The organism is Alteromonas ponticola (assembly GCF_012911815.1).
GTDB lineage: Bacteria > Pseudomonadota > Gammaproteobacteria > Enterobacterales > Alteromonadaceae > Alteromonas > Alteromonas ponticola.
The window spans coordinates 63,012-84,502 of the sequence record NZ_JAATNW010000010.1 but is presented as its reverse complement, the minus strand read 5'-3'; the positions used below and the strand labels follow the sequence as shown (position 1 = coordinate 84,502).

Sequence of the window (21,491 nt, the reverse complement as noted above, 5' to 3'; positions counted from 1 at the left end):
ACTAGCTGCGCGGTTCCTCAGAAAGTGACTGATATCGAACAATACGATCACGACCTGCTTCTTTGGCCTGATAAAGGGCTTGGTCTGCCAACGCAATCAGTTCACTGGTTGATAATTTATCACGGGCTTCAATCAGACCGATGGAAACTGAAGTCTGCATCTCAGGGCAATGAATGTTTTCCGGAATAGTTTTTACTGTCTCCGCGAACTTTTGCAGCATTTCTTCCACCTGTTCTACAGACGTATGCGGAAAAGCAAACAAAAATTCTTCGCCACCGTAACGGCCCAGAATGTCGGTACTTCTGAATGTATTTGCGGCAAGAATACCAAACGAACGAAGAACATTGTCACCTGTTTGATGGCCAAATTTATCGTTTACGCGTTTAAAATGATCCAGGTCGAGCAACGCCAGTGAAATGGTTTCACCGTGTCGCTGCGCCAGTTTTAACTGCTGATCAACCAGATCCAGAGCTTTCCTGCGCGTCAACAGTGTGGTCAGCACATCTTCGTTGGCCAGCGCTTCGAGATGCTGACGATGGCGCTTGCCTTTGATATATAACCACAGCATCAGTAACGTGATAACAATTAATAAAAAGATAAGCATAAAACCGTATTTTTGGGTTTCCTGACGGGTTCTTATTTCAGCGCGCTGACGCAAATTTTGTTCCGTCAGTAACGCATTTTGAATCTGCTGCTGCTCCACTTCAAACTCAGTTTTAAGGCGTAGTAAACGCTTACTATTTCGCTCTTTAAACAATTTACCCTGAGCGGTGGCATTGTTCACCATCAGGTCGTATGCTGCAGAGAAATCCGCCTGATCTGCCAGCACTTGCGCCATTTTTCGGTTAATATCAATTCGTTGGGCTAAAAATGAATCACCCTCAGCTAACGCTAACGCGCGCTTTAAATAGTCTTTGGAGGTAGCATAGGCATCTTTTTGCAAATGGACTTCAGCCAGGGCCAACAGCACGGAAATCTGCATAAAAGGGTTGCGGCCGTCGTTGAAGATAATAAGGGCATCTTGTAGGAACGGTTCAGCCTGTTCAGCCTCGTTGCGCAATATCAACTGTTCAGCAATATGCCGGTAGCTGTTGGCGACACCCTGAAGATCCTGTACCTCTAATGCAAGCTCAGCAGCGTCCCTTAGCACCAGCAAACCCTCATTGGTCTGCCCCGTCGCGATCAACGCTTTTCCCAGACCAATTTCGGTGCGTACTTTTCCAATCGATAAAGATTGTTGCTGATAGTACTTCTGAGCCTCAGTAAAGTAGGGGATTGCCAGTTGTGGTTCGCCCTGATTTTCATAAACCATCGCAATCCAGTAGGCAAAATCAGCCGGTTTGAGTCTTATTGGATATTTCTGGGTTAGTGCATAGCCCTCCTGAAAGCGTGACAGCGCTTTGTCAGGAGAGTTTAATGTTAGCTGCACCAATCCCGCCACGCGTAGTGCATACGCCTGGATGTTAAGATTATTTTGTTTGCGAGCCTTGGCCAGTTCACTTTTCACTGAGGCTTCAATATCATCTGCCAGGCCCGATATTGCGCTGGCTTCAGCGATGGAAAGTGAAATATAACTTTTAAATTCATTGCCGGTGCTGTCATTAATCAGTGATTGCGCTTTTTGCGCTTCTTCACGCGCTTTGAATGGCAGAAGCAGTTCGCTATAAGCACGTGCGAGGACAAAATGCAGCTGACTTTTTTGTTGGTCGGTTTGTGCACTCTTTAACTTGTCTTGCGCCTGTTCGATGGCGTCAGCGGGATGATGCAAGGTCAAAAGTAAAAGCTGATTTACCTCTTCCCCGAAAATTGACTGACCTGTGACTTTTGCGTCTGCTGAAGAACTGATTCCAATAAGCATAAGCATTGCCAGCGAGGCGGCCAAAAAATGCGTAATTTGCCTAAAGTTTATAATTTTTATATGTAAAGCAGACACAACTTCTCGATCCAACGTGGTGATGACGAGTGCTATAGTAGTCGAGGTAGATGTCTAAGTGAATTGAAATATGAGTTTCATCCACTGAAGGTACCATAGTTGTCTGGGTCGTTTTCAATAGTGAGTAACTCGTAATTTTTGCTTACGCTGATCGGTTCGCGGGACGCCCGGAAAACCTGGGTTTTTAGTGTGCGCTTTACAGCATACCTATTGATTGTGTGTTAAGCCGTATTAAATAGATAGGCAACTTTACGTATCGTGTGCGCCTCATTAAGAGACGTAAGTTTCAGGTCGTCCGTGACCTGATTATAAGTAATTTCTAATCCATTAAATATTCATCAAATGACGAGTCTGTTGCATCTTCGGTGAACTCTCTGCCATTGACCGACAACGGTTTGTCTGTCGGAGCCTGATTGAAAGCGCGATCGAAAAAGTCAACAAACGAGACTTGTAGCACTTCCACCGTTATATCGATTTGGCCTTCAGCGGTGGCGTCGCCGTCCGACACTTTGAATGTAAACGAGTCGGAACCCGTAAACTCAGCATTCGGCAGGTATGAAAAGGAGCCATCGGCTGCAATTTCAACAGTACCATTGGCGGCTTCATCACCCAGCTCAAACGTCAATTCGTCACCGTCAGCATCGCTGGCAGATAGATTATCTGTAATCAGTGTATCAGTCTGTGTAATAAACGATTCTGACTCTGCTACCGGCGCAGTATTAAACGGCGGTGGTATTTCTACTGCATTGTCATCATCATCGTCCAGCCAGCATCCCGATAGCGCGAGACTGGAAGCGACTGCGAGTGTTAAATATCTCATACAATCCTCCTTATTCTGAACCAGCAATTGGCGTGGTTACATAAGGAAACGAGGTGTCAAACATGCTGGCATCAATAGGTGCGCCGTCGGTGAATGCAGCCGTACCTACTGGTGCATCAGCCGGTTCACAAAAGCCCAGATTGGTCGGGGTACCGTTGACGGGGATGTCGTGGCACAGCGCTCCCATTACAACTCGTAAGGCAATATCTACAACGTCATCGCCAGGTCGTCGTCCATTAGGGAAACCTGCTAAATCGTCTCCGGCCACACCCAATGCGGACTGATCTGCTGCCACTGTCGCTTCGATGCCGGTATTCAGGCGGATCATCTCAGATGCAGTAACAGTAGACTGTTGATTGACCCCTTCAACGCCGGTTAAGAACGCCGCAACCAAATCCGTTCTGGGGATGTTGGTAGGAGCAAGCGTTTCAAAGCTGGTACCTAATGTTGCATTGACCGGCTCTTTGAACAGAATATTTAATATTTCTGGTAGAACAGGGTGAGTGACATAATCAGCCAACGCACCGTCCTGAGTTGGATGAGCAGTAGAGAACAGGTCTTTATCTTCAAGCCCGATCACCACTTCGTTGACTAAAGGTGCCCCCAGTCGCGACACCTGCGTCATAGCCCCACCATTAACTTCTGGCTTGTCAAACGACGCATTTGGATTTAATACACGTGCCTGCGGTAAACTTGCCGTAGTCCAGGATCCGACCACGCCATTGCCATCACCCACAATACACGCTTTAGGTACTTCCACCGCGATAGAAGTAACGTTTTTATCAGCTAAATCATCGTTTGCACTATCCTGGGTAATCCCGCCAGAGAAGCTCTCTCCGTCAATCGGTACGTAATTTACCAAATCAAAGGTTTTTCCCAGGTTAACCACAAACGAATCTTTACGCTGACCGACAAACACTTTACCAGGAGCGTCGCAGCCGGGGATGGCAAAGTTATAAACAAACTGAGCGGCATATGCTTCGTAACCGGCTTTGTCAGTAAAGGTTTTGTTGCCAATGTAATCTAAAGGCTTACCAAATACTTCGGCTCCAGATGGCGCTAACTCGCTGCGTTCACCGTCCTGCATTGAACCAGAAACCATTTCGATTTTGTATGATTCAAAAAAGTTAACTGTGCCGGAATTATCACCGGTAGCAACACCACCGACATTTTTCAGTGGCACTTTAATCATTTTCTGGTTGTCGCCAGTCCCAACGGGAAGTGCAATACCTTCTCCACCTGCACCTAATTCTCTTGAAAATTTAAAGGCAAAACTGATGTCTTCCACCGCATCGCCGTCATTATCGATATGAATTGCGTATTCAGCATACTGATCCATTGAGAAATAATTAGGTCCGCCGTAGGCATCCTGCAGTGGAATATAGTTAGCTATCATGGTGACATAATCGCCACGACCTTCTTCATAGCTGTTAAAGATATAGTAATCCGTTGAATCAACTTTAGGATACTTGGTAATGTTTGGTGCCTCTCTGTGGCTTGAGGCAAATGCGCCGGTGCTGATCACCGCGCTTGCGAGTGCAATGACTAAGGGTTTTTTGTTGAACATGTTCACTCCTTGCTTATGAATTAACAGTGTTAACGCATAGGAATGTGATATAGATGCAAAAAATGTAAATTAATTGTATTAAACAAACTTAATCAGCGATGGATAATTGCTGCCACCTGAATGAGCACGGGGCCTACGCCGTGGATTAAGGTAAATATTTGTTGCGGAAGCAAAAATTAATATTTTCGAAAAATTGCTTTTTTTTAATATGTGAACTAAGTGAGCATTTCCGAGTCTCAGGGGCCGCGATTAAAATTCGCTGCGGCAAACCTGAAACTAATGACTGAAAATCTTCGCTTTATCTATTTTGTGTCGCTCGCGCGAGGAAGTTGCATATCAACCTGAATGGGTAGATGGTCTGAATAAACCCTGGTTTTCTCGTTTTTGATGCGTTTGCACTTGTGAACAACGATATCGTTTGTTGTCCACACTCTATCTAACGAGAACAGGGGAAATTTGCTAGGGAATGTCGCGCCCGTTCTGGAGGGTCTCAAAGTGTGATTCAACGCTTTAAACGCAGAGGTAAAAAATTGCCATTCATTAAAATCGCCCCCCAACACCAGCGGGCTTCGAAAGGTATTTAATCTCTCTTCAATATACTCATGCAACTGAGCAAACTGTGAGCGGCGCTCCCTTTTTTTTAGTCCTTTGTGGGTGTTAATTACCGTGAGGGGGCCTTTGTGTGTCTGCACAACTACCGTCTGGATATTTCGGGGTTGAAAGCCATCCTGACTAACATCCAGCGTTTCATTACTCACTATCGGATAACGACTCAGGATGGCATTACCATACCACCCATTCTCCTCATTAAGAGCGGGGGATGACGCCAGTTCAAACACGTTACCTGCGCAGATGTGTTTAACATCCTGTTTAATCTCCCGGCTTTCGGGACGCGTGTCCATTTCCTGTAACAGCACAATGTCAGCACCGATCTCAGCAAGGAAACTTCCTATTCGTCGATAATCCTGCTTTTTATCAGTGCCGACTCCACTGTGAATGTTATAGGTTACTAAGCGACACATTCTTCACTTTTTGCCTTTTCTTTTCTTGCCTGGTACCACTTAGCGAATTTCTGTGATCCCCAGATCATTAACCCCCACAATACAATGCCACCGACCAGATAACCGATGGTCTGAGGCGAAGGGTTACGAAATATTTGTGTGATTGAATCGCCCACCAACCCTTTCGCTATCATCGGCGGAAACATGCCCAAAAACGTTCCGGTTAGAAATTGCCACAGGGTTATTGAAGATATGCCGGCCACCAGATTGACCAAACTGAAAGGCGCAATGGGAAGCATCCTGATTGCTGCAACGCCTACAATGCCGGTAGATTTGAGCTTATTATCAAGCGCCTCCACTTTGGGACCGCCCACTTTTCTTAAGCCCGCGTTGCCCAATAGCATCCCGATCCCAAACATTGATGCTGAGCTCAGCAAGGCTCCCAGCATTCCGTAAATGGGACCCCAGATAGGCCCAAATATTGCGGCTACGGCAAGCGACAGCACCGTGACGGGGAAGAACAGAAAACCACCAACTACATACACCATCAACACTGTTGGCAAGGCAAAGTAGGTGCCCCGACTCTTTTCCAAAAAGTCGTTAATGTTCTCTGCATTCAACCATGGAATTGCGTGACTTGCGTACCAGATAGCGCCACCGAACGCCGCAAGTACTAATACACCTAATAAAATCATCACCGTTCTGCGGCGTGGATTGCGCAGTGGTGGCAACTTCTCACTGGCAACCTCGATTGCAGGAATAAGCGGTTCTTCAGGATCAGACAGGGCTTTAAAAAAGTTTTTGCCTGACTGATCGGTGAACACTTCGTCACGCACTTCTGTCAACACGTAGCCATGGGCAATTTGTCCTTGCATAATTGCTTGCGCCGGGTTGTCTTCCTGCATCAGTTTCGCGGTGCTTTCCACGTCACGACCCGTATGCTCGGCTAACAGGTCGTCACGAACCCGCGCAATCGCTTTACGATTATGCTCGTTGTTACCAAATAGAATGGTGTCCAATTCAGTATCCAGTGTCATTGAACGATTACTGATATTGGATGAGCCAATGACGAGATATTTATCATCAATACTCATTACTTTTGAATGAATGCGCTTGTAAGCCTTTCTCCCTTTAATATCTTCGATTGAAGAATACGTCATTATCACGCGTTCAGGGTCGATATCTTTTTCCAGCGCATTTTTGAAGTCTATTCGGCCTGCCCAGAATGCCTCACACTCAAATTTACCTTTAGGTTCGTATGAGCTGACCACAATTACATGCAGTGTTGGGCATTCATGCAAGCGCTTATTCAGGGCTTCGGCAATTTCCACCCGGCTGGTAAACTGGTTCTCGATGTAAATAACGTGCTCAGCCTGACTGATCAAATCTAAAAGCATATTGCGTACTTCCTGAACCGGTTCAGCGTCATCCATTAACGGAATGGTCCGGGCTAATGCGCAATCACACTTTTTCATCCAGCTGTCGACACCGTCTGGCCAGGTATCAGGTGTGTCAGCGTTAATATCGGTGTTTGCATCTGCTCTAATATCAATAGGTTCATGTTCCGAAACGCGAACCCAGCGCCAGCGCACCAGTTTACTAAATTCTTTCACCACTGGGCCACTGGAAACCATTTGTACGTCGTGCAGTGGCGTATAGGTACCGTCCGGGCCATCCCGGTCTTCTGATTCTACAGGGTGATCTCGCGTATCCCAGCGGTTAGTTGACACATCCATGCCACCAGAAAAAACCACCTCATCGTCAATTAGTGCAACTTTCTGGTGTTGGCTGCCTCCCATTGGGATGGTGTCATCTAACTCGGTAGTAACGTTATCAGGGGTTTTTTCTTCCCACACCTCTTTTGCCCACATCTCGCGCTGGGCAAAAAAGGCTAAAGACGAATCCCATCGCAACAGATAAATCTTAATATCGGGATTTTGTTCAGCTTTCCATTTAAGCAAATCACTAATTACCGAAGGCGCCTCGGCATTGGCTTCTTCTTCACCGTGTAGTAAACGAATGCGGCTATCTATATCCCATCCCACGATAAAAATACTGTGTTTAGCCTTGACGATAGAGGAATGCAGCGCGCGATAATAATCTGCTCCATCTATCAAAGGAGCGGCGTGAGCGACCTGGCTGGTAACCCAACAGTTTTCTCCTTCACGAAAAATGGAATTCATAGACGACATTAGGCCTCCTTTTGAGCCACACGCTGAAAAAATATCAAACAAAGTGCAGCTTGCAGATTTTGTTCCATCTACTCTAAACGCTGAAAACAGCATTGCGGGCCATTAAATTACAGCTATTTAATATTATTTTCAGGGAACGAAAGGCGTCGGCGCTGCTTCTAATTTGCAAGTATGTGGTGGTGGTATGAATATTTTTCTCACGGTAACGAGCAAGAACAGCGATTAAGCCACACCATCATTTTGTAGTAGAGACGTAAAAATTAGATCAAGGTAAATGGCCGTTCAGGAGGAAAAAGTATGAGAGGAAAAATGTTAATCGGTGCCGTCTCACTCTTTGCTGCTGCTTTTATAGTGGCCGGCGTGAGTGCCAATACGCAGGATAACTGGCGTGAAGCTGGTTTTACTGCACAGGAGGCAAAAAGGTGGGAGCAGGTGAAGTTTAATGCTGATGATGCAAAAAAATGGCGTGAAGCCGGTTTCGAGCCAATAGCAGCAATGCAATGGAAACGCTATGGAACATCGTTTGCACTTGCAAACGACTGGAATAAAGAAGGGTTTCATTTTCAGGAAGCGCGCTACTGGATAGAGCACCACGTCTCAATCGATGAGGCGATTGTGCGCCGAAGTGAGCGCGCAGGTCAAAGTTACTGAAAAGGAAGAAATTGAGAGCTGGTGCAGAACAGACGCATTTATCGCCATACATGCAGGGCGACGGGAGAAGTCGTATTCCCTTTTTTGCTTACAATCAGCAAATCGCCGCTACCAGCGGCTCGTCATGGATGGCGATGAGATTGCGGCCGCCATCTTTGGCCTGATATAATGCTCTGTCTGCACAGCTGTACAAGCTGTCCCAATCCCTCTCGCCCTGATGCGAAAACGCCACACCTATACTGACGGTTACATTCAGTAGATGATCGTTGACTGGAATTAATTGATCGGCCACGCCGCGCAATATCCTCTCAGCAATTTTTTTTGCTTCCGTAAAGTCTATTTCAGGCAGCAGTATGGCAAACTCTTCACCGCCTAGTCGACCGACAACATCTCGATGACGAATGTGGGCCTGCAAACTGCGGGCAACGCTTTTTAGCACCTCATCGCCAGCCTGATGCCCATAGCTGTCGTTGATGCGTTTGAAGTGATCAATGTCTATCATAAACAAGCAGCTTTTATATGTCGTTGAATTAGACAAATCAACCTGCTTCAAGAAAGCCCTTCGATTCAGTACTCGAGTTAACTCATCGGTGTTAGCAAGTCGTTCCCAATGAATTTGCTTTCGGGTCAGTTGTAGCATCGGCAGTATCAGGGCAGTAGACATCGTCATGAGCATATGTGTCAATAACATCACCTGTATCCAGGTTTCTGACAGCTGCATGTTTAGCTCAGCGGGTTGGGTCAGCAACATCACGCCCTGTAAGAACATCACCGCTGCGTGAACCATCAAGACCACACGCAGTGCTGAATAGCCAATAAATGCATTGGTTCTGCGCCGACAAAAGCACCCCTCTGTTAACAGCAAGAGCGCAGCCATTAACAGACATGTCACACCGTTTAACGTTTGCGGGTAAATGGTGGAGGCACCAATAGCAGCCAGCCCAAGTAAGTAAAATTTATTTATTTGCTTTTCTTGCTTCGCCGGAGACGTGGTTAATTCAAACCGATTCAAGCCGATGAACAGGCAATAGCAAGCTGTGAACAGTGCGATGCATGCCAGCGGAACCAGAAGCGGAAAAGTAAACAAATGATAGGCTGCAAAGAGACTTGAAGCGCCTAGTGAAAAAAGACCGCATGAGCTTGCCCAGTACAGATATGCAGGGCATTTCTGATGATATCGATTGAGCATTAGAAAATACAGACACACCATCAGGTTGGATGAGATTGCGACTGCCACGCCGAAGGGGAGAACTTGTTCCATTACCTGAATTCCTGCGAAAAGATGAGTCCATGTGGCATTTAAAATGGGAAGAAAAACCAAACAGTCATTCCAATGCTACTTTAGTTGAGTATAACAGCCGAATACGGCGGCGGTGCAGGACAGGCTCAGAGAAGATTAATACTTAAGTATAATGAGTAATACAATGAAGAGAGAAATTCCCCACCGAAACACGGTGGGGAAATAGCTTAGAAGCGGTATTCAACCCCGATGCTGGCTTGCTTCAGATCCGTATCGAAATTGGTGTCATCGATATCCTCGATGGCATCCTCCGCATCCAAGTCTGCATCGTACACAGTATATTCAGCGGTAATTAAAAATTGTGGGTTAATTTCGTAGGCAACACCCCCGCCGACGAAAAGACTTTCATCGTCGTATTTGCCTGTGGCATTACCCAGTTTGTAATCTGTCTCCCACCACAGTTGTCCCAGTTTCGCGTAAACTGAGAACTTATCAGTAATGGGATAACTCCCTTTAAGCGCAGTAGTAAAACCATCAGTCGACGCTTCGGTGATATCGTTGCCGTAGTCACCAAAATTAATATAGCCCCCTTCCAGAGCAAAATATTGATTAAAACGGTAACCGACTACCCCTTGCCATACATCCTTGTCGTCATCGAACTCATCATCACCGTCAACACGCAGCCAACCGTAATTGGCTCCCACGTAGACACCTTCGTCATAGTTACGATCGCTGTCATCTTGTACCTGAGCAAACGCAGTAAATGATGAAAGTGCTGCTAAACCAGCCATTGCCGTTAATGTCTTTTTCATTACTTCATTCCTTCTGTAGCTAATATGTCTTACTTTCGACACATGAGTTGTTACAAACTGCGTACCAGACGGATAATGGTGAATAATGAATAAACAGTTTTTAATCTAATTGCACGCTTATTTAATCTTTCTGTTCGAATTTTGTGCGTCAGTGAGTTTTTAGCAGCATTGAAGGTGGGGCGATGCCAGGCCACCCGCGGCCTGTCTGTTGCAGAGTTTACACATTAACTGTGCAAATTGTTTGTATCGGGGGCGGGATTTTGTGGCAGATTAGGAAACCAAAATAAAAACTTTGCCCCTGGTTCCGCTTTAGGGACATATTGAATACGCCCGGCTAACTTTTGGGTGATGAGGTTATAAACAATAGACATTCCCAGTCCGGTGCCGCCCCCACCACGATCGGTGGTAAAAAATGGTTCAAAGATTCGCGCCGCATGCTGTTCTGAAATGCCTGTCCCGTTATCTTCGTAAGTGACCATGTAACCCTCTGCCTCGAAATGAATGGATATATCAATTCGCGGTTGCTCTCCGTCGAAACTGGCAAACCCATGTTGGACAGAGTTCTTGCACAGATTTGCCAACACCTGAAAGTGGATGCCGGGAAACGTTTTTACCAAGTATTCGTTTTCACAGTTAAAACAAATTATGCCGTTGTTAAATTTGAGCAGCGGCGTCAGTGAATCAACAACTTTGCGGTAGTATTCACCCAGATTAATACTTTCGAGTGAATAATTGTGCTGGTCCGCGGAGATTTGTTTGAAATTGCCAATCATTGTCCCAGCACGCTCAAGGTTGGTCTCGACCATTTTAAGGCTGTGCTGACAGTCCTCGATAAACTTTTCCAGATTGGACTTTTTCAAATGGTTATCCCGCAGCATTTTTCCAATCTTTTTGCATTCGCTCTGCAAGTGCGACTGGGCGGTTATCGCAACACCTAGGGGGGTGTTTACTTCGTGTGCGATCCCGCTGACCAGATCGCCCAAGGCTGCAAGTTTCTCTGCTTCGACCAGTTGTTTCTGGGTAACTTCCAGATCACGCAGAGCTTTGGTCAATTGTGTGGTGCGTTCAGCCACCTTTTCTTCAAACTTGTTTTCAAGTAACGATAGCGATTTTTCATACTCCCCTCGTTCCAGCTCACAAGAAATTCGGCCTGAAAAAAGCCGTAACAAGGCCTGTGCGAGCGTGGGAGAATGAATTTTATGTGTGTACATCGCGGCCACCACGCCCATCACTTCGCCCGAAGTGTGTTTAAGCGATGCGCCTATATATCCATTAATGTTCATTGCTTTGAGCAGCAAATCTTTAGGGAATTGGTGTTGAACCTGGTCTGGAAAGATACACATGTCCCTAGTAAGCAGGTCGGCGCAAGGGGTATCCTGCATATTGTGAGAAAATAAATCTGCCAGCTTGCCATGAGCAGCTACTGCCAGCGAGTGGGATGTCTGCTGAGATAAGTTAAGCTGTGCAATAAAAATGTAATCTGCACCAATAATTTCATTGAGCTTGAGGCACATGCATTCAAAAAAATCCGTGCCATGTAAATTTTCAATGCCTTCACTTATTTGCTGAATATAGTCTGCTGTTCTCATTTGTGTTCGCCAACGTAAAACTTCTACCATCGGATAGGTTAAGTGTTGGTGAGGATGGTCAAATTCGATATAGGGAGTTTCCCCTATAGTGAGTAAATGCTAATTTACCGGTGATTTTGAGGATGCTGACGTGTTTTGCTGAGTGGGAATGCGCGGTTTGAATGATCGCCAGTGGTCCAGCAACGGGCCCACATAGGCATCGGTTAAACTGCGGTGCCCTTGTTGACGCCTGCCTAAGCCAAACCTTAGCGATTGCCCTTTTTGAGATAAGGCTAACGAGCCGTATAACCGATCCCACAGCGCCAGTGTAGTACCAAAGTTTTTGTCGAAATGCGCTTTGTTGGTGCTGTGGTGAATCTGGTGTTGAACAGGGCTGATAAACCACTTCTCCACCCAGTTGCCCCAATGCCACTTTACATGGGAGTGACGCAAATTCGACCCCAGCATATTAAAGATAAAGACAAATAAATTTGCTCCAAGAATATCTATCATCGATAAGGCGGGCCCAAACAGGTAATAACTCACCCCCACCGCTACACCTTGTGCGACAGCCATTCTCGATGCATATAGAAAGCTCTCGAGCGGATGTGAGCGATATACCGTTAATGGGGTCAGTACTTGTGCTGAATGGTGTACCTTATGGTAATGCCACAAAAACGGAACCTTATGCATCAACAGATGCAGTAAAAACCGGGTAAAGTCATCGAACAGAAACAAGATAAGCGTGAAGCTGACTAAAACAATCTCTTTTTGTTTTGAGAGAGGTTGAATATAGCCAAAAGTTGTTTCCAGTAAATCTGAAAAAGCCAGTGCGATGGGCACCATAGTGAGTACTATCGGAGCCCAAAGAAACGCACGAATCAGTCGGTTAACTACCAACAGTTGATAGTCAAGCCGGGCCGACCGGTGCCACCACAGCTTGCGGGGAAACAGAAAGCGAGCTAGCGCGCGCACTGATTTCTGCTGGTTTTGCGCAATAAAGACCAGTGCGGCGAAAACAGCTGCACCAACCAGATAGCCAAGAAATAACCTGCTATTCGCATCAAACAGCGAATTTGCTAATTGTTGAAATTCATTTAGCAGCAGGTCCATATCCTCTTACCCATTAAAAGCTATATTTGTAGCCTAACTGGAACTGGCGGGCTTTGTTAGGGCGTGCGCCATAGGGGCGACGACTGACAATATCCTGTTCTTCCAGCAGGTTATCCACTTTAAAATAAATCCGACTGTTACGATTGAAATTATATCCTGCACTCAAATCAACATTAATCGACGAATCGGTTTCTTTGCCGGCTAGTGCACTGTCATCACTTGAACCTGTCAGCATTTGCTGGGCTGATTCTGGCATGCTGTCTGCGTAACTGACAATAAGAGTAATATCAAACAAACTGGCCTTAACGCCTGCCGATAATGAAAGCATGTTTTCAGCCAGGTAAGGAACCGGGTTCCCTGCATCGACAAAACCCCACTGCTCAAACGCTGAATAAAAGCTTTCTTTAAACTCAGATTGTGTATGGGTGTAGGTGACAGACAAGGGAATTTGCCAGCCATTGTCTAAAAACAGAGTTTCCTGATAGCTGCCTTCCAGACCGTATACATCGACGTTTCCGGCTACAAAGGTCAAATCTGTATCACACCCGGCAGATTGAGAGCATGATTCAATCAGATTAGAATAGTCGTTAAAAAAGCCAACAAGCTCAGCGCGTTGCCAACGCTCAACGTGACGCCAGCCGAGCTCATAATTGACACTCTTTTCAACATCCACTGATGCAGCCTGAATTGGGCTGGTAGGAACAAAACCCTGGTGCACCCCACCGAAAATACCCTGGCTGTCGTTGATGGCATAATAGGCGTTTGCGCCAGGTAGCCAGATGCGGGTGGTTTTATTCTGGTAATCCTGCTCAAAACCAGGCGTTCGGTTTTGATAATAACCGTCGATTAGCTCACCTCTGATGCCAGCGCTCAGAGTAAGTTTGTTAAAACTGATGGTATCCGCTATATAAACAGATGTGGCTTTTGTACGTTCAGTATTTGTTGTCGTGGCAACTGTATCCTCACCGGCATTAGTTAACCTACCGTTTTGCATTAAAAAACTGGTTTCGGTGTGGTTGCGTTGAATTTCATCCTCGTGCCAGCGCACGCCTGCACTCAATTGGTGGTTCAGTCCGAGCAGCGTGATGTCCATGGTGCCATCAATAGCGATTCCCTGAGAGTAAAATTCACGATCATTGTTCCCCAGCACCAGTTTTTCTCTAACTGTACTGTCAGTGGTACCACGTAAAACGTCATAATACCGTTGATTTTCTTCAGTTTCAGGATGTGTAAGCAATTCCAGTAAGGTTGGGATTTGTCCGCCTAATGAACTGCCAAAACCATTTAGTTTAAACCAGGCCCTTTCAAAATTGTTGCGATAGAGTCGTGTTGTCAGGTCGAAGGTGCTGCCTGCCAGATAGTGGGTTAACTGGAATTGATTGTGCTGCCACTCCATATTATCGAGCTGGCTCGCTGCATAACGTTGGTAAGGATCTGCGGTAAAGTCTGCATCGGTTAAGCCCAGATACGTCTCGTTACTGTTTTCTTCACCATAACCCGCTTTTATCTCAACAAACTGGTCGAAGTGGTCGGTACTTAGGTCATAGCGGACCTTGGCTAAAAAGTCCTGTTTATCAAACCCAGTGTCCGCGCCGTTTTCAAGCTCTTTAAAACCATCGCTGGAGAGGGTCAGGGCTTCGATCAAAAAGCCCAATTTATCGATCGAATTGCCATAAAACGCATGCCCCTTGTAATAACCGTCTGAGCCTGCCGCTACATCCAGACCCAGTGCCTGTTTAGTTGGAACCTGTCGCGTGACCAGGTTTAACGCACCAGCAACGGTATTAGGGCCATATTTGATCATGGATGGGCCCTTGGTGACTTCAACCGCGGTCATTCTGCTAATCATTGGAAAATAGTAGGCAGCAGGAGCAGAGTAGGGAGCTGGACCAATCAATACGCCATCTTCCATTATATTAATCTTTTTGCTTCGCTCTGGTGTGACACCTCTAAACCCGATATTGGGGCGCAGTCCAAAGCCATCTTCCTGGCGAATGTTTACACCCGGTACGGTAGCCAACACCTGTGCAATATCGTCAAATTCCATTTTCTCCAACTCAGCGTTATCGATTAAGGTCACTGAGCCTGCGGCGGTATCAAGTTGCTGTTGGTTACCAATAATGCTGATGTGCTCAACTGAGGACACATCGTCTGCATAGGAAAGAAAACTGGTTAAGCTTACGGCAACAGTAAAAAATGAGTGTGTATACTTATTCATAATTATATTTAATCTAATCATTATCACCGGCTGAAGTGGCGGGAAGTTCCAGTGACAGACTTTCAATGAAATCTGTTTTCATAGTGTCAGTGACGGTTTTAACATCGTCGTGCAGCGCTTCAATCTGCTCAGGGTCGTCTTCCAGGGTAGTGCTGAATGACCCATTCAGGCTCTCTGCATAGGCAATAGCAGTGTCAATATCGGCGCGTAACCGTTCAGCCGTATCTAAATCGCCAACGTCAGTTAAAAAGTCGTCAAATCCGGTATTGGCTGCATCTCCACCCAGAAAGAGCGTTCTTAATGCTTTTAAGTTAGCGATAATGTTTTGTAACGAGTGGTCTGCATATACAGATTCAGCGTTTTGAGGGCAAGGAGAAGTGCCGCAATCGTTTGCCGCAATACCTACTGGTGTCGCTATTTTGGTGTCTTTAGTAACCTCTTTGACATAAAACATAGCATCAGAGATATCATTGACCGCTTCTAACGATGTGCTAAAGCGGCTGTCAGGTTTGCCTGCATCCTTGAGCACACTACCGTAGCCTGTTTCACCAGACCATTCAGTGAGCAACTCATTCGCGTTATCAACCAGATCCGCAGCTACAATTTCAGCGTAATCGCAGCGAGCCTGTTTGCGCTGTTCATCGCTTAGCTTGTCCCAGTTTTCAGGTTCAGTGCCAGCAACGGTGCAGGTATGCGCTAAATTTGTATTGAACAGGGAATACTCAAGTGCATCTAACCCGCGTCTGCTGGCTGTACGTGTACGGATATCATAGTCGTCAGCCTGAGAGTTAATCACTTCCTGATCCACGGCGCAAGTGCTCACATTAGGCCATGAGTAGATGCGGTTGCGTAAAGCAAAATCATTTTCTGCCAACGGGCCAATTTGCATGACTTCTGCCAACTGCCATTCGTTCATAGCTGATTTCCAGCTGGCTTGCGCATCTGATTGAGCGCTGGAAGGATTGCTATTTGAGCGTAGCGCGTCGCAATAGTTGCTGACCGACAGGTGCAGCGCGTCCGCCTGAGTAGCAAAAGATTGATAGGTGGGAATTAAAACATTGTCGACCACCGAAGCAATTAACGCAGATTCGTTGAAGTTATTATCTATCGGAGTGGTTGCTGGATTACCATACTGTGAGCCCGTTTCGCTACTGGTGCTCTCTCCACAGCCGGCTAACGCGACAGCCAGACTTACGGCAGACAGACTCATCGCAATTCGTTGTTGCATATACTTCTCCAAAAACGCAAAAAACGAAGTCACCGTATGACGGTAACTTCGCTGTCTTTCATTTCGATTTAAAACTATTTAAATTACCAGTTTTGCACATCTTCATCGCTGAATGAGTAAGCATCCTGAAGAATGTCACGTGCCTGTGCCAGCGCCGCAATATAAACCTCTACCGCCGCTGCATCGGTTAATACAGGCGCATCGCCCATCAATTCATGTAGCGTAACAAAGTCGGCGTCACTTACTGCAGAGCGCGGATTAAACTGAAGCCCTAACGCAAAACCTTTCATTTCAGACCAGTGCTTAGCCACATCAGAATAGCTAAATTCGTCCGTGCCAATTGCTTCAAGATCTGCCGTGGTATCGTTGATGTAATGTATAACAGTAGCTGCGATAGATTTTTCCCATGCCGCAACAGCATCATCCCGATGTGCTTTTAGCTCGGTCATTTGGTCAGCAGTCAGAGCGGTGCCCGCGGTGTCGTTAAGCAATTTGCGTCCGGCTAAAAAGGCGTTGATTGCATCCGCCGTAAGGTCGAATTCTGACGTTGCACCCAAATCTCTTTTCGCCGCATTAGTGGATTGACCAAAGTTAAACTCGCTTTCGAAATCGATTTCACCATCGCCGTTTGAGTCGTGGTAGCCCTGCCAGTCTTCGCGACCGCCTTTACCCGCTAATTCTTGGTCAGTGTAGGAAAGATAGTCGCGAGCGGCACCGAAATAGCCAAATCCTTCGTCAAACTGATGCTCCAATGAGGTGTAGTTTTCGTCCGCATTGGTATGGTCTGAATTCAGTCCTTTACCTTCCGTGGCGTCGTCCAGGTAATCATCGGCACCCTGAGAGTAACCTACTGACATTAATAAAAACTTCTGAATAAGCTGTTTCAGGTCACGGCCATCGTCAGTCAGGTAAATTTTAGTGATATCGTTACCAAAGGGATCTTGACGTACGGTACCGTCGAGTTGTGTCTGCGCGTTGTCCGCCAATTCTTCAAAGAAACTTCTGACCAGCGCTTCAGGTGTTGTACTCCCCACCGCACCCCAGCCAGCAAATTCGGTACTCCAGTCTTTATGTTGTCCTACTTCGTCATTACCGGCTATTTTCCCAACCAGGTTTTTGTCAGAAGATGAGACTTCGGCCAAGGTTTGCTGTACAGCTTCCGGATCGGTTGTGGTCAACAACGGGCGTTCAGACAATACTGCGTAGTCAGCAACATCAAAATAGGAATTGAGGGCCTCAATAACAGCTGCGCGGTCAGCAAACGGCATTTCTGCGTCAAAGGTGTTGATATCACCTAACTGGTTGCCGATTAAAACATTTAAATCGTTAATTAACAGGTGACGAGCCGTTTGGCCGCTGTAGGAAACCGCAGATTCACCATTAACAAACGCACTTTCGAAGTCGTAGTAGTCAAGTAGGTCATTAACTTCAATAGTCAACGTTTTGGTAAACGAAGCGTCGGCGCTGTCTGTTACCGTTATTTCAACTTCAACCGCAGATGCTTGCTCAAAATCAAACGACACATTTTCGGCTAATGATAAGGTGTCGCCACTGATAACGAAATTGTCATTATCAGTAGAGAAGGTAAAGGTATCATCGCTGTCGGCATCAGTCGCTGTCAGCGTACCGATTGTTACTCCCGTGCTGTTCTCGTCAACCGCCGCAGCAGACAACGCAATGTCAGTCGGCGCTGAATTTGCTGGAGGAGGCGTCGGCGTTGGTGCTGGTGTATCATCATTTGACGAGCCACCGCAGGCTGACAACGTCAGAAGACTTGAAATCGAGAGTGCAAGAAAAGTTTTATTCGGCATTTTAAGTCCTTTAATTTTGAAAGTGCGACTATTATGCCTAAAATCAAATGAGAATCAATATCAGTTGTATCAATTGTAACAATTGCATTTACAAGCCGCAGTGGCCAAAATTTCAATAAAGTGTCTGGACCCTCTCAGTGAGAGGGCCCATAACACAGAAGAAATGGTTACGGTGTAGTGTTGGTAAACGAAAGCGGCTTTTCGTTAAGTACCCGTACTTCACGTTGTGGAAAGGGGATTTCAATCCCATGCTCGCGCAGCGTTTCAAATACAATTAACAGTAAATCACCGCCCACTCGATTTTTGCCATCGTCAATACCCTCCATCCAGAATTCGACGAACATATTGACGCCCGAGTCACCGAAACTATCAATCTCGCAGTCGGGTCGCTCTTCAAACGGAACGTCATCGCCACTGATCACCTGTGGATGCTCTGCTACTGCCGCTTTAATAATTTCGCACATAGCCCGGATATCGGTTTTATAGGCAACCGAGAAATCAATGCGATAGCGCTGTTTTGGATCTTTATGGGTCCAATTGATTAACAGACCACTAATAAACTTTTCGTTAGGTACTAAAATGTCTTTGCCATCATAGGTTTCAACAACGGCATAGCGCATCTTAAATTCACGTACAAACCCTTTGGGGCCTTCTTCTAATTCAACAAAATCACCTACGGTTAGTGAGCGATCGAGCAGAATGATAATGCCGGAGATAAAGTTAGAGGCGATTGATTGCAGACCGAGGCCAAGACCCACACCAACGGCACCACCAAACACTGCGAGGGCAGTCAGGTTGATGCCCATGATATTCAGCAGCAGTAAAAAAGCGATACAGAAAAGGGCCACTTCGAACAATTTGGCCATCACTTCCTTGGTGGTGATATCAAGTGTCTTATGGCTCCGAATCATATCCTGGCCGAGATTATTTGAAGCTCGTCCTAGCCAGAATAATATAGCTCCGAATAAAACGACTCGAACGACACCGTACGCAGAAATATCCACGTTACCCACTTCGATGGAAATCGATTCAAGCGCAGATACAACCACGGGTAAAACGCCAATCATGTGTAAAAAGATAATTGGGAGACCCACCCAACGCAGCAGCAAAGCGACCGTTTTGCTGGCGACAAATGCGCGAATGAATGAATTGAGGAAGATTAGTACTGCAATAATGAAGGCAATTTTTAACAACCAGGGGTCAAGTTGATATCGTTCGCCCAAGGTCGCAGAGAGCTTCAGGAAGATAATAACCAATACCGGAAAAACCGTCCCACCTAATTTATACCCCAGCACGCGTAAGGCATGTGCACCGGATTCAGGAGCGTTATGCATAAATGGCACTTGGCGACGAAACATTCTGGCAATTAAAAATGCGCACAGATAAATCAGCGCAATGGCGAGTATCTGCCACAAAAAATCAGGACTGAAAATTATATCACGCATGGTCTTCAGCGTTTGCTGAAGTAAAGAAGTCACATCGTCGGTATTCATTTTTCTTTCTATTTATAAGTATTTGGCCGATTGAGGCAACTTTAAGCGCCCTGCCATAATTGTCAATCTTCACCTTTCTAAATATAGATTAACTATAGAGTTATTTTTATTGATCATGGAGGCTAATCGATCAAAAATATACTGTACATTTAAACAGTAATTCGGGGCGCAAGATGCACTTTTTACCCTTGTACGCACATGCGTCAATAATTGGATTTGAATCTCCTGCAATGGAATATGTTGAGTCCAGCTTAAGTTTGGATGAGCTGCTTATTGACTGTCCCCATGCAACCTACGTAGGTATTGCGAAGGGAGAGTCCATGATAGGCGATGGTATTTTTGACGGTGATTTACTGATTGTCTCCCGCGCCGAAAAAGCAGGCGAGAATAGTATTGTCGTGGCTACGTTAAATGGTGAATTTGTGTGTAAAAGGTTTATTAGAGCGGAGCGTTTGTTGGTTTCGTCTAATGTAATGATGCCCCCCTACAAATTGTCAGAAGACGATGCGTTTTGTATTGAAGGTGTAGTGACCCGTTCGATTCGCATGCATAAACGGTTGCGTTCTCTGCAATGATGTATGCATTAGTCGATGCGGTGAGCATGTACGCGAGCGCAGAGAAGGTTTTCGACCCGGCGATACGCAACCGTCCGGTGCTTGTGTTATCCAATAACGACGGCTGTGTCATCGCTGCTTGTCCTATCGCAAAACGTCTGGGTTTGAAAAACTTCGTTCCGTATTTTCAGATCGAAAAGCAGGCCAGGGCAGTGAACGCGGTCGTTCGAAGCAGTAACTATGCCCTGTACGCCGACCTCAGTAGCCGAATGATGGATGTCTGTGAATTGGCGTGTTCTGAAGCCCACATATATTCAATCGACGAGTGCTTTCTTAAATTTGATTTTAATGACGCAGAGCAAAACTGGTTTGCTTTCGGAGAAGCGCTGCGTCGTAAAATCTGGAAAGAAGTGAGGTTGCCGGTTGGCGTGGGATTTGGCCCAACCCCAACCCTCGCCAAAGCAGCCAATCACGCCGCTAAAAAGGTGCAGGGATTTAATGGCGTCGCGGTATTATCCGCGGCAGAAGAACGCAATCGGGTACTCAGTATGATGGCGGCTACCGATGTGTGGGGAGTAGGTAAACGTCTAGGTCGAAGGTTTGATGATATGGGTATCAAGACCGCTCAGGATCTCGCCAGCCACTGCCCTCTTAACATTGGCAAACAATTTAGTGTTGTGGTCGAAAATACCGTACGCGAATTGAACGGGGAACTTAGATTAAGCTGGCACGATGTAAGGCCAGATAAAAAAGAGTTGTACAGCACACGTAGTTTTGGTGAGCGTATAACCGAAAAGGAACAGCTGCGGTATGCACTTACCATGCATGCACAGATTGCGTGCAAAAAGCTGCGTAAACAAAATAGCGGCACGAAAAGCGTGGTTTTATTTGCGGCCAGTTCCCCGCATGATACGAAGGGATACTATAAGGAAACGGTTTTTAAACAATTTCCATTTGCTACCGCAGACACGCGTGTGATTGTTGCTGCGGTAAGTAAAGCGGTTGATAAAATATACAAAACAGGGGTCGACTTTTATAAGTGCGGAGTAGGCTTGTTAGATTTAACGGAACAGTTTCAATCTCAGGGTGATTTGTTCAGTTCGTCTCCAGACGATACGCAGCTCATGAGGTGCCTTGACGCCATCAACACAAAGTTCGGCCGTAATGCGTTGCAGTTTGCTGCGGTAGGTGCTGAGCAGAAATTTCACATGAAACAGGCTTTTCTGTCGCCACGTTACACCACCCGCTGGAGCGATATACCGCGCATTAAATGCTAAACCTACAGGCTTA

Annotated in this window: 16 protein-coding genes; 3 read left to right on the top strand and 13 right to left on the bottom strand. The window is 46.1% G+C overall.

All coding sequences use genetic code 11. The annotated features are described in order from the left end of the window. Nucleotide 1: 1 nt before the first annotated feature. The 5 genes from HCJ96_RS16010 to HCJ96_RS15990 form a co-directional block, all read right to left on the bottom strand. Nucleotides 2–1,858: a tetratricopeptide repeat-containing diguanylate cyclase gene (locus HCJ96_RS16010; RefSeq protein WP_169212096.1), complete on the bottom strand. Its 1,857-nt coding sequence runs from the start codon at nt 1,856–1,858 to the stop codon at nt 2–4. A 394-nt stretch (nt 1,859–2,252) separates the two neighbouring features. Then, nucleotides 2,253–2,753, bottom strand: coding sequence for an Ig-like domain-containing protein (locus HCJ96_RS16005; RefSeq protein ID WP_169212095.1), 501 nt, complete (start codon nt 2,751–2,753; stop codon nt 2,253–2,255). 10 nt (nt 2,754–2,763) lie between these two features. After that, nucleotides 2,764–4,320, bottom strand: a complete 1,557-nt coding sequence (locus HCJ96_RS16000; RefSeq protein ID WP_169212094.1) for a DUF4331 domain-containing protein — start codon at nt 4,318–4,320, stop codon at nt 2,764–2,766. A gap of 302 nt (nt 4,321–4,622) precedes the next feature. Then, nucleotides 4,623–5,342: an endonuclease/exonuclease/phosphatase family protein gene (locus HCJ96_RS15995; protein WP_169212093.1), complete on the bottom strand. Its 720-nt coding sequence runs from the start codon at nt 5,340–5,342 to the stop codon at nt 4,623–4,625. Further along, a complete protein-coding gene (locus tag HCJ96_RS15990) occupies nt 5,330–7,513 on the bottom strand; it encodes a VTT domain-containing protein (protein WP_169212092.1) in 2,184 nt (727 codons plus the stop codon). Before HCJ96_RS15990 ends, HCJ96_RS15995 begins: the two co-directional genes overlap by 13 nt. A 297-nt stretch (nt 7,514–7,810) precedes the next feature. On the opposite strand from HCJ96_RS15990, the gene HCJ96_RS15985 reads away from it, so the two are divergent. After that, nucleotides 7,811–8,164: a hypothetical protein gene (locus HCJ96_RS15985; RefSeq protein WP_169212091.1), complete on the top strand. Its 354-nt coding sequence runs from the start codon at nt 7,811–7,813 to the stop codon at nt 8,162–8,164. Between the two features lie 94 nt (nt 8,165–8,258). Here the strand turns inward: HCJ96_RS15985 and HCJ96_RS15980 are convergent, their stop codons facing one another. From HCJ96_RS15980 to HCJ96_RS15945, 8 genes are all read right to left on the bottom strand, one after another. Beyond that, nucleotides 8,259–9,425: a GGDEF domain-containing protein gene (locus HCJ96_RS15980; protein ID WP_169212090.1), complete on the bottom strand. Its 1,167-nt coding sequence runs from the start codon at nt 9,423–9,425 to the stop codon at nt 8,259–8,261. 206 nt (nt 9,426–9,631) lie between these two features. Further along, a complete protein-coding gene (locus HCJ96_RS15975) occupies nt 9,632–10,216 on the bottom strand; it encodes a porin family protein (protein ID WP_169212089.1) in 585 nt (194 codons plus the stop codon). Between the two features lie 224 nt (nt 10,217–10,440). Beyond that, complete coding sequence (locus HCJ96_RS15970; RefSeq protein ID WP_169212088.1) at nt 10,441–11,805, bottom strand: GAF domain-containing sensor histidine kinase; 1,365 nt, start codon at nt 11,803–11,805, stop codon at nt 10,441–10,443. A gap of 99 nt (nt 11,806–11,904) precedes the next feature. Next, nucleotides 11,905–12,897 (bottom strand): sterol desaturase family protein, encoded by a 993-nt coding sequence (locus HCJ96_RS15965; protein WP_169212087.1) that lies wholly within the window; start codon nt 12,895–12,897, stop codon nt 11,905–11,907. A gap of 13 nt (nt 12,898–12,910) precedes the next feature. Further along, entirely contained in the window at nt 12,911–15,115 is a 2,205-nt protein-coding gene (locus HCJ96_RS15960) for a TonB-dependent receptor family protein (RefSeq protein ID WP_246261489.1), read from the bottom strand. 13 nt (nt 15,116–15,128) lie between these two features. After that, entirely contained in the window at nt 15,129–16,343 is a 1,215-nt protein-coding gene (locus HCJ96_RS15955) for an imelysin family protein (RefSeq protein WP_169212085.1), read from the bottom strand. A gap of 83 nt (nt 16,344–16,426) precedes the next feature. Then, entirely contained in the window at nt 16,427–18,154 is a 1,728-nt protein-coding gene (locus HCJ96_RS15950; RefSeq protein WP_169212084.1) for a DUF4856 domain-containing protein, read from the bottom strand. Between the two features lie 167 nt (nt 18,155–18,321). Next, on the bottom strand, nt 18,322–19,647 hold the full coding sequence (locus tag HCJ96_RS15945) for a mechanosensitive ion channel family protein (RefSeq protein ID WP_169212083.1): 1,326 nt from the start codon (nt 19,645–19,647) through the stop codon (nt 18,322–18,324). Between the two features lie 173 nt (nt 19,648–19,820). Between HCJ96_RS15945 and HCJ96_RS15940 the strand changes: the two genes are divergently transcribed. After that, a complete protein-coding gene (locus HCJ96_RS15940) occupies nt 19,821–20,222 on the top strand; it encodes a LexA family protein (RefSeq protein ID WP_169212082.1) in 402 nt (133 codons plus the stop codon). Next, the gene (locus tag HCJ96_RS15935; protein WP_169212106.1) at nt 20,222–21,478 is read left to right on the top strand and encodes a Y-family DNA polymerase; all 1,257 of its coding nucleotides are present in this window, start codon (nt 20,222–20,224) and stop codon (nt 21,476–21,478) included. The genes HCJ96_RS15940 and HCJ96_RS15935 overlap by 1 nt, the downstream gene beginning before the upstream one ends. Nucleotides 21,479–21,491 lie beyond the last annotated feature (13 nt).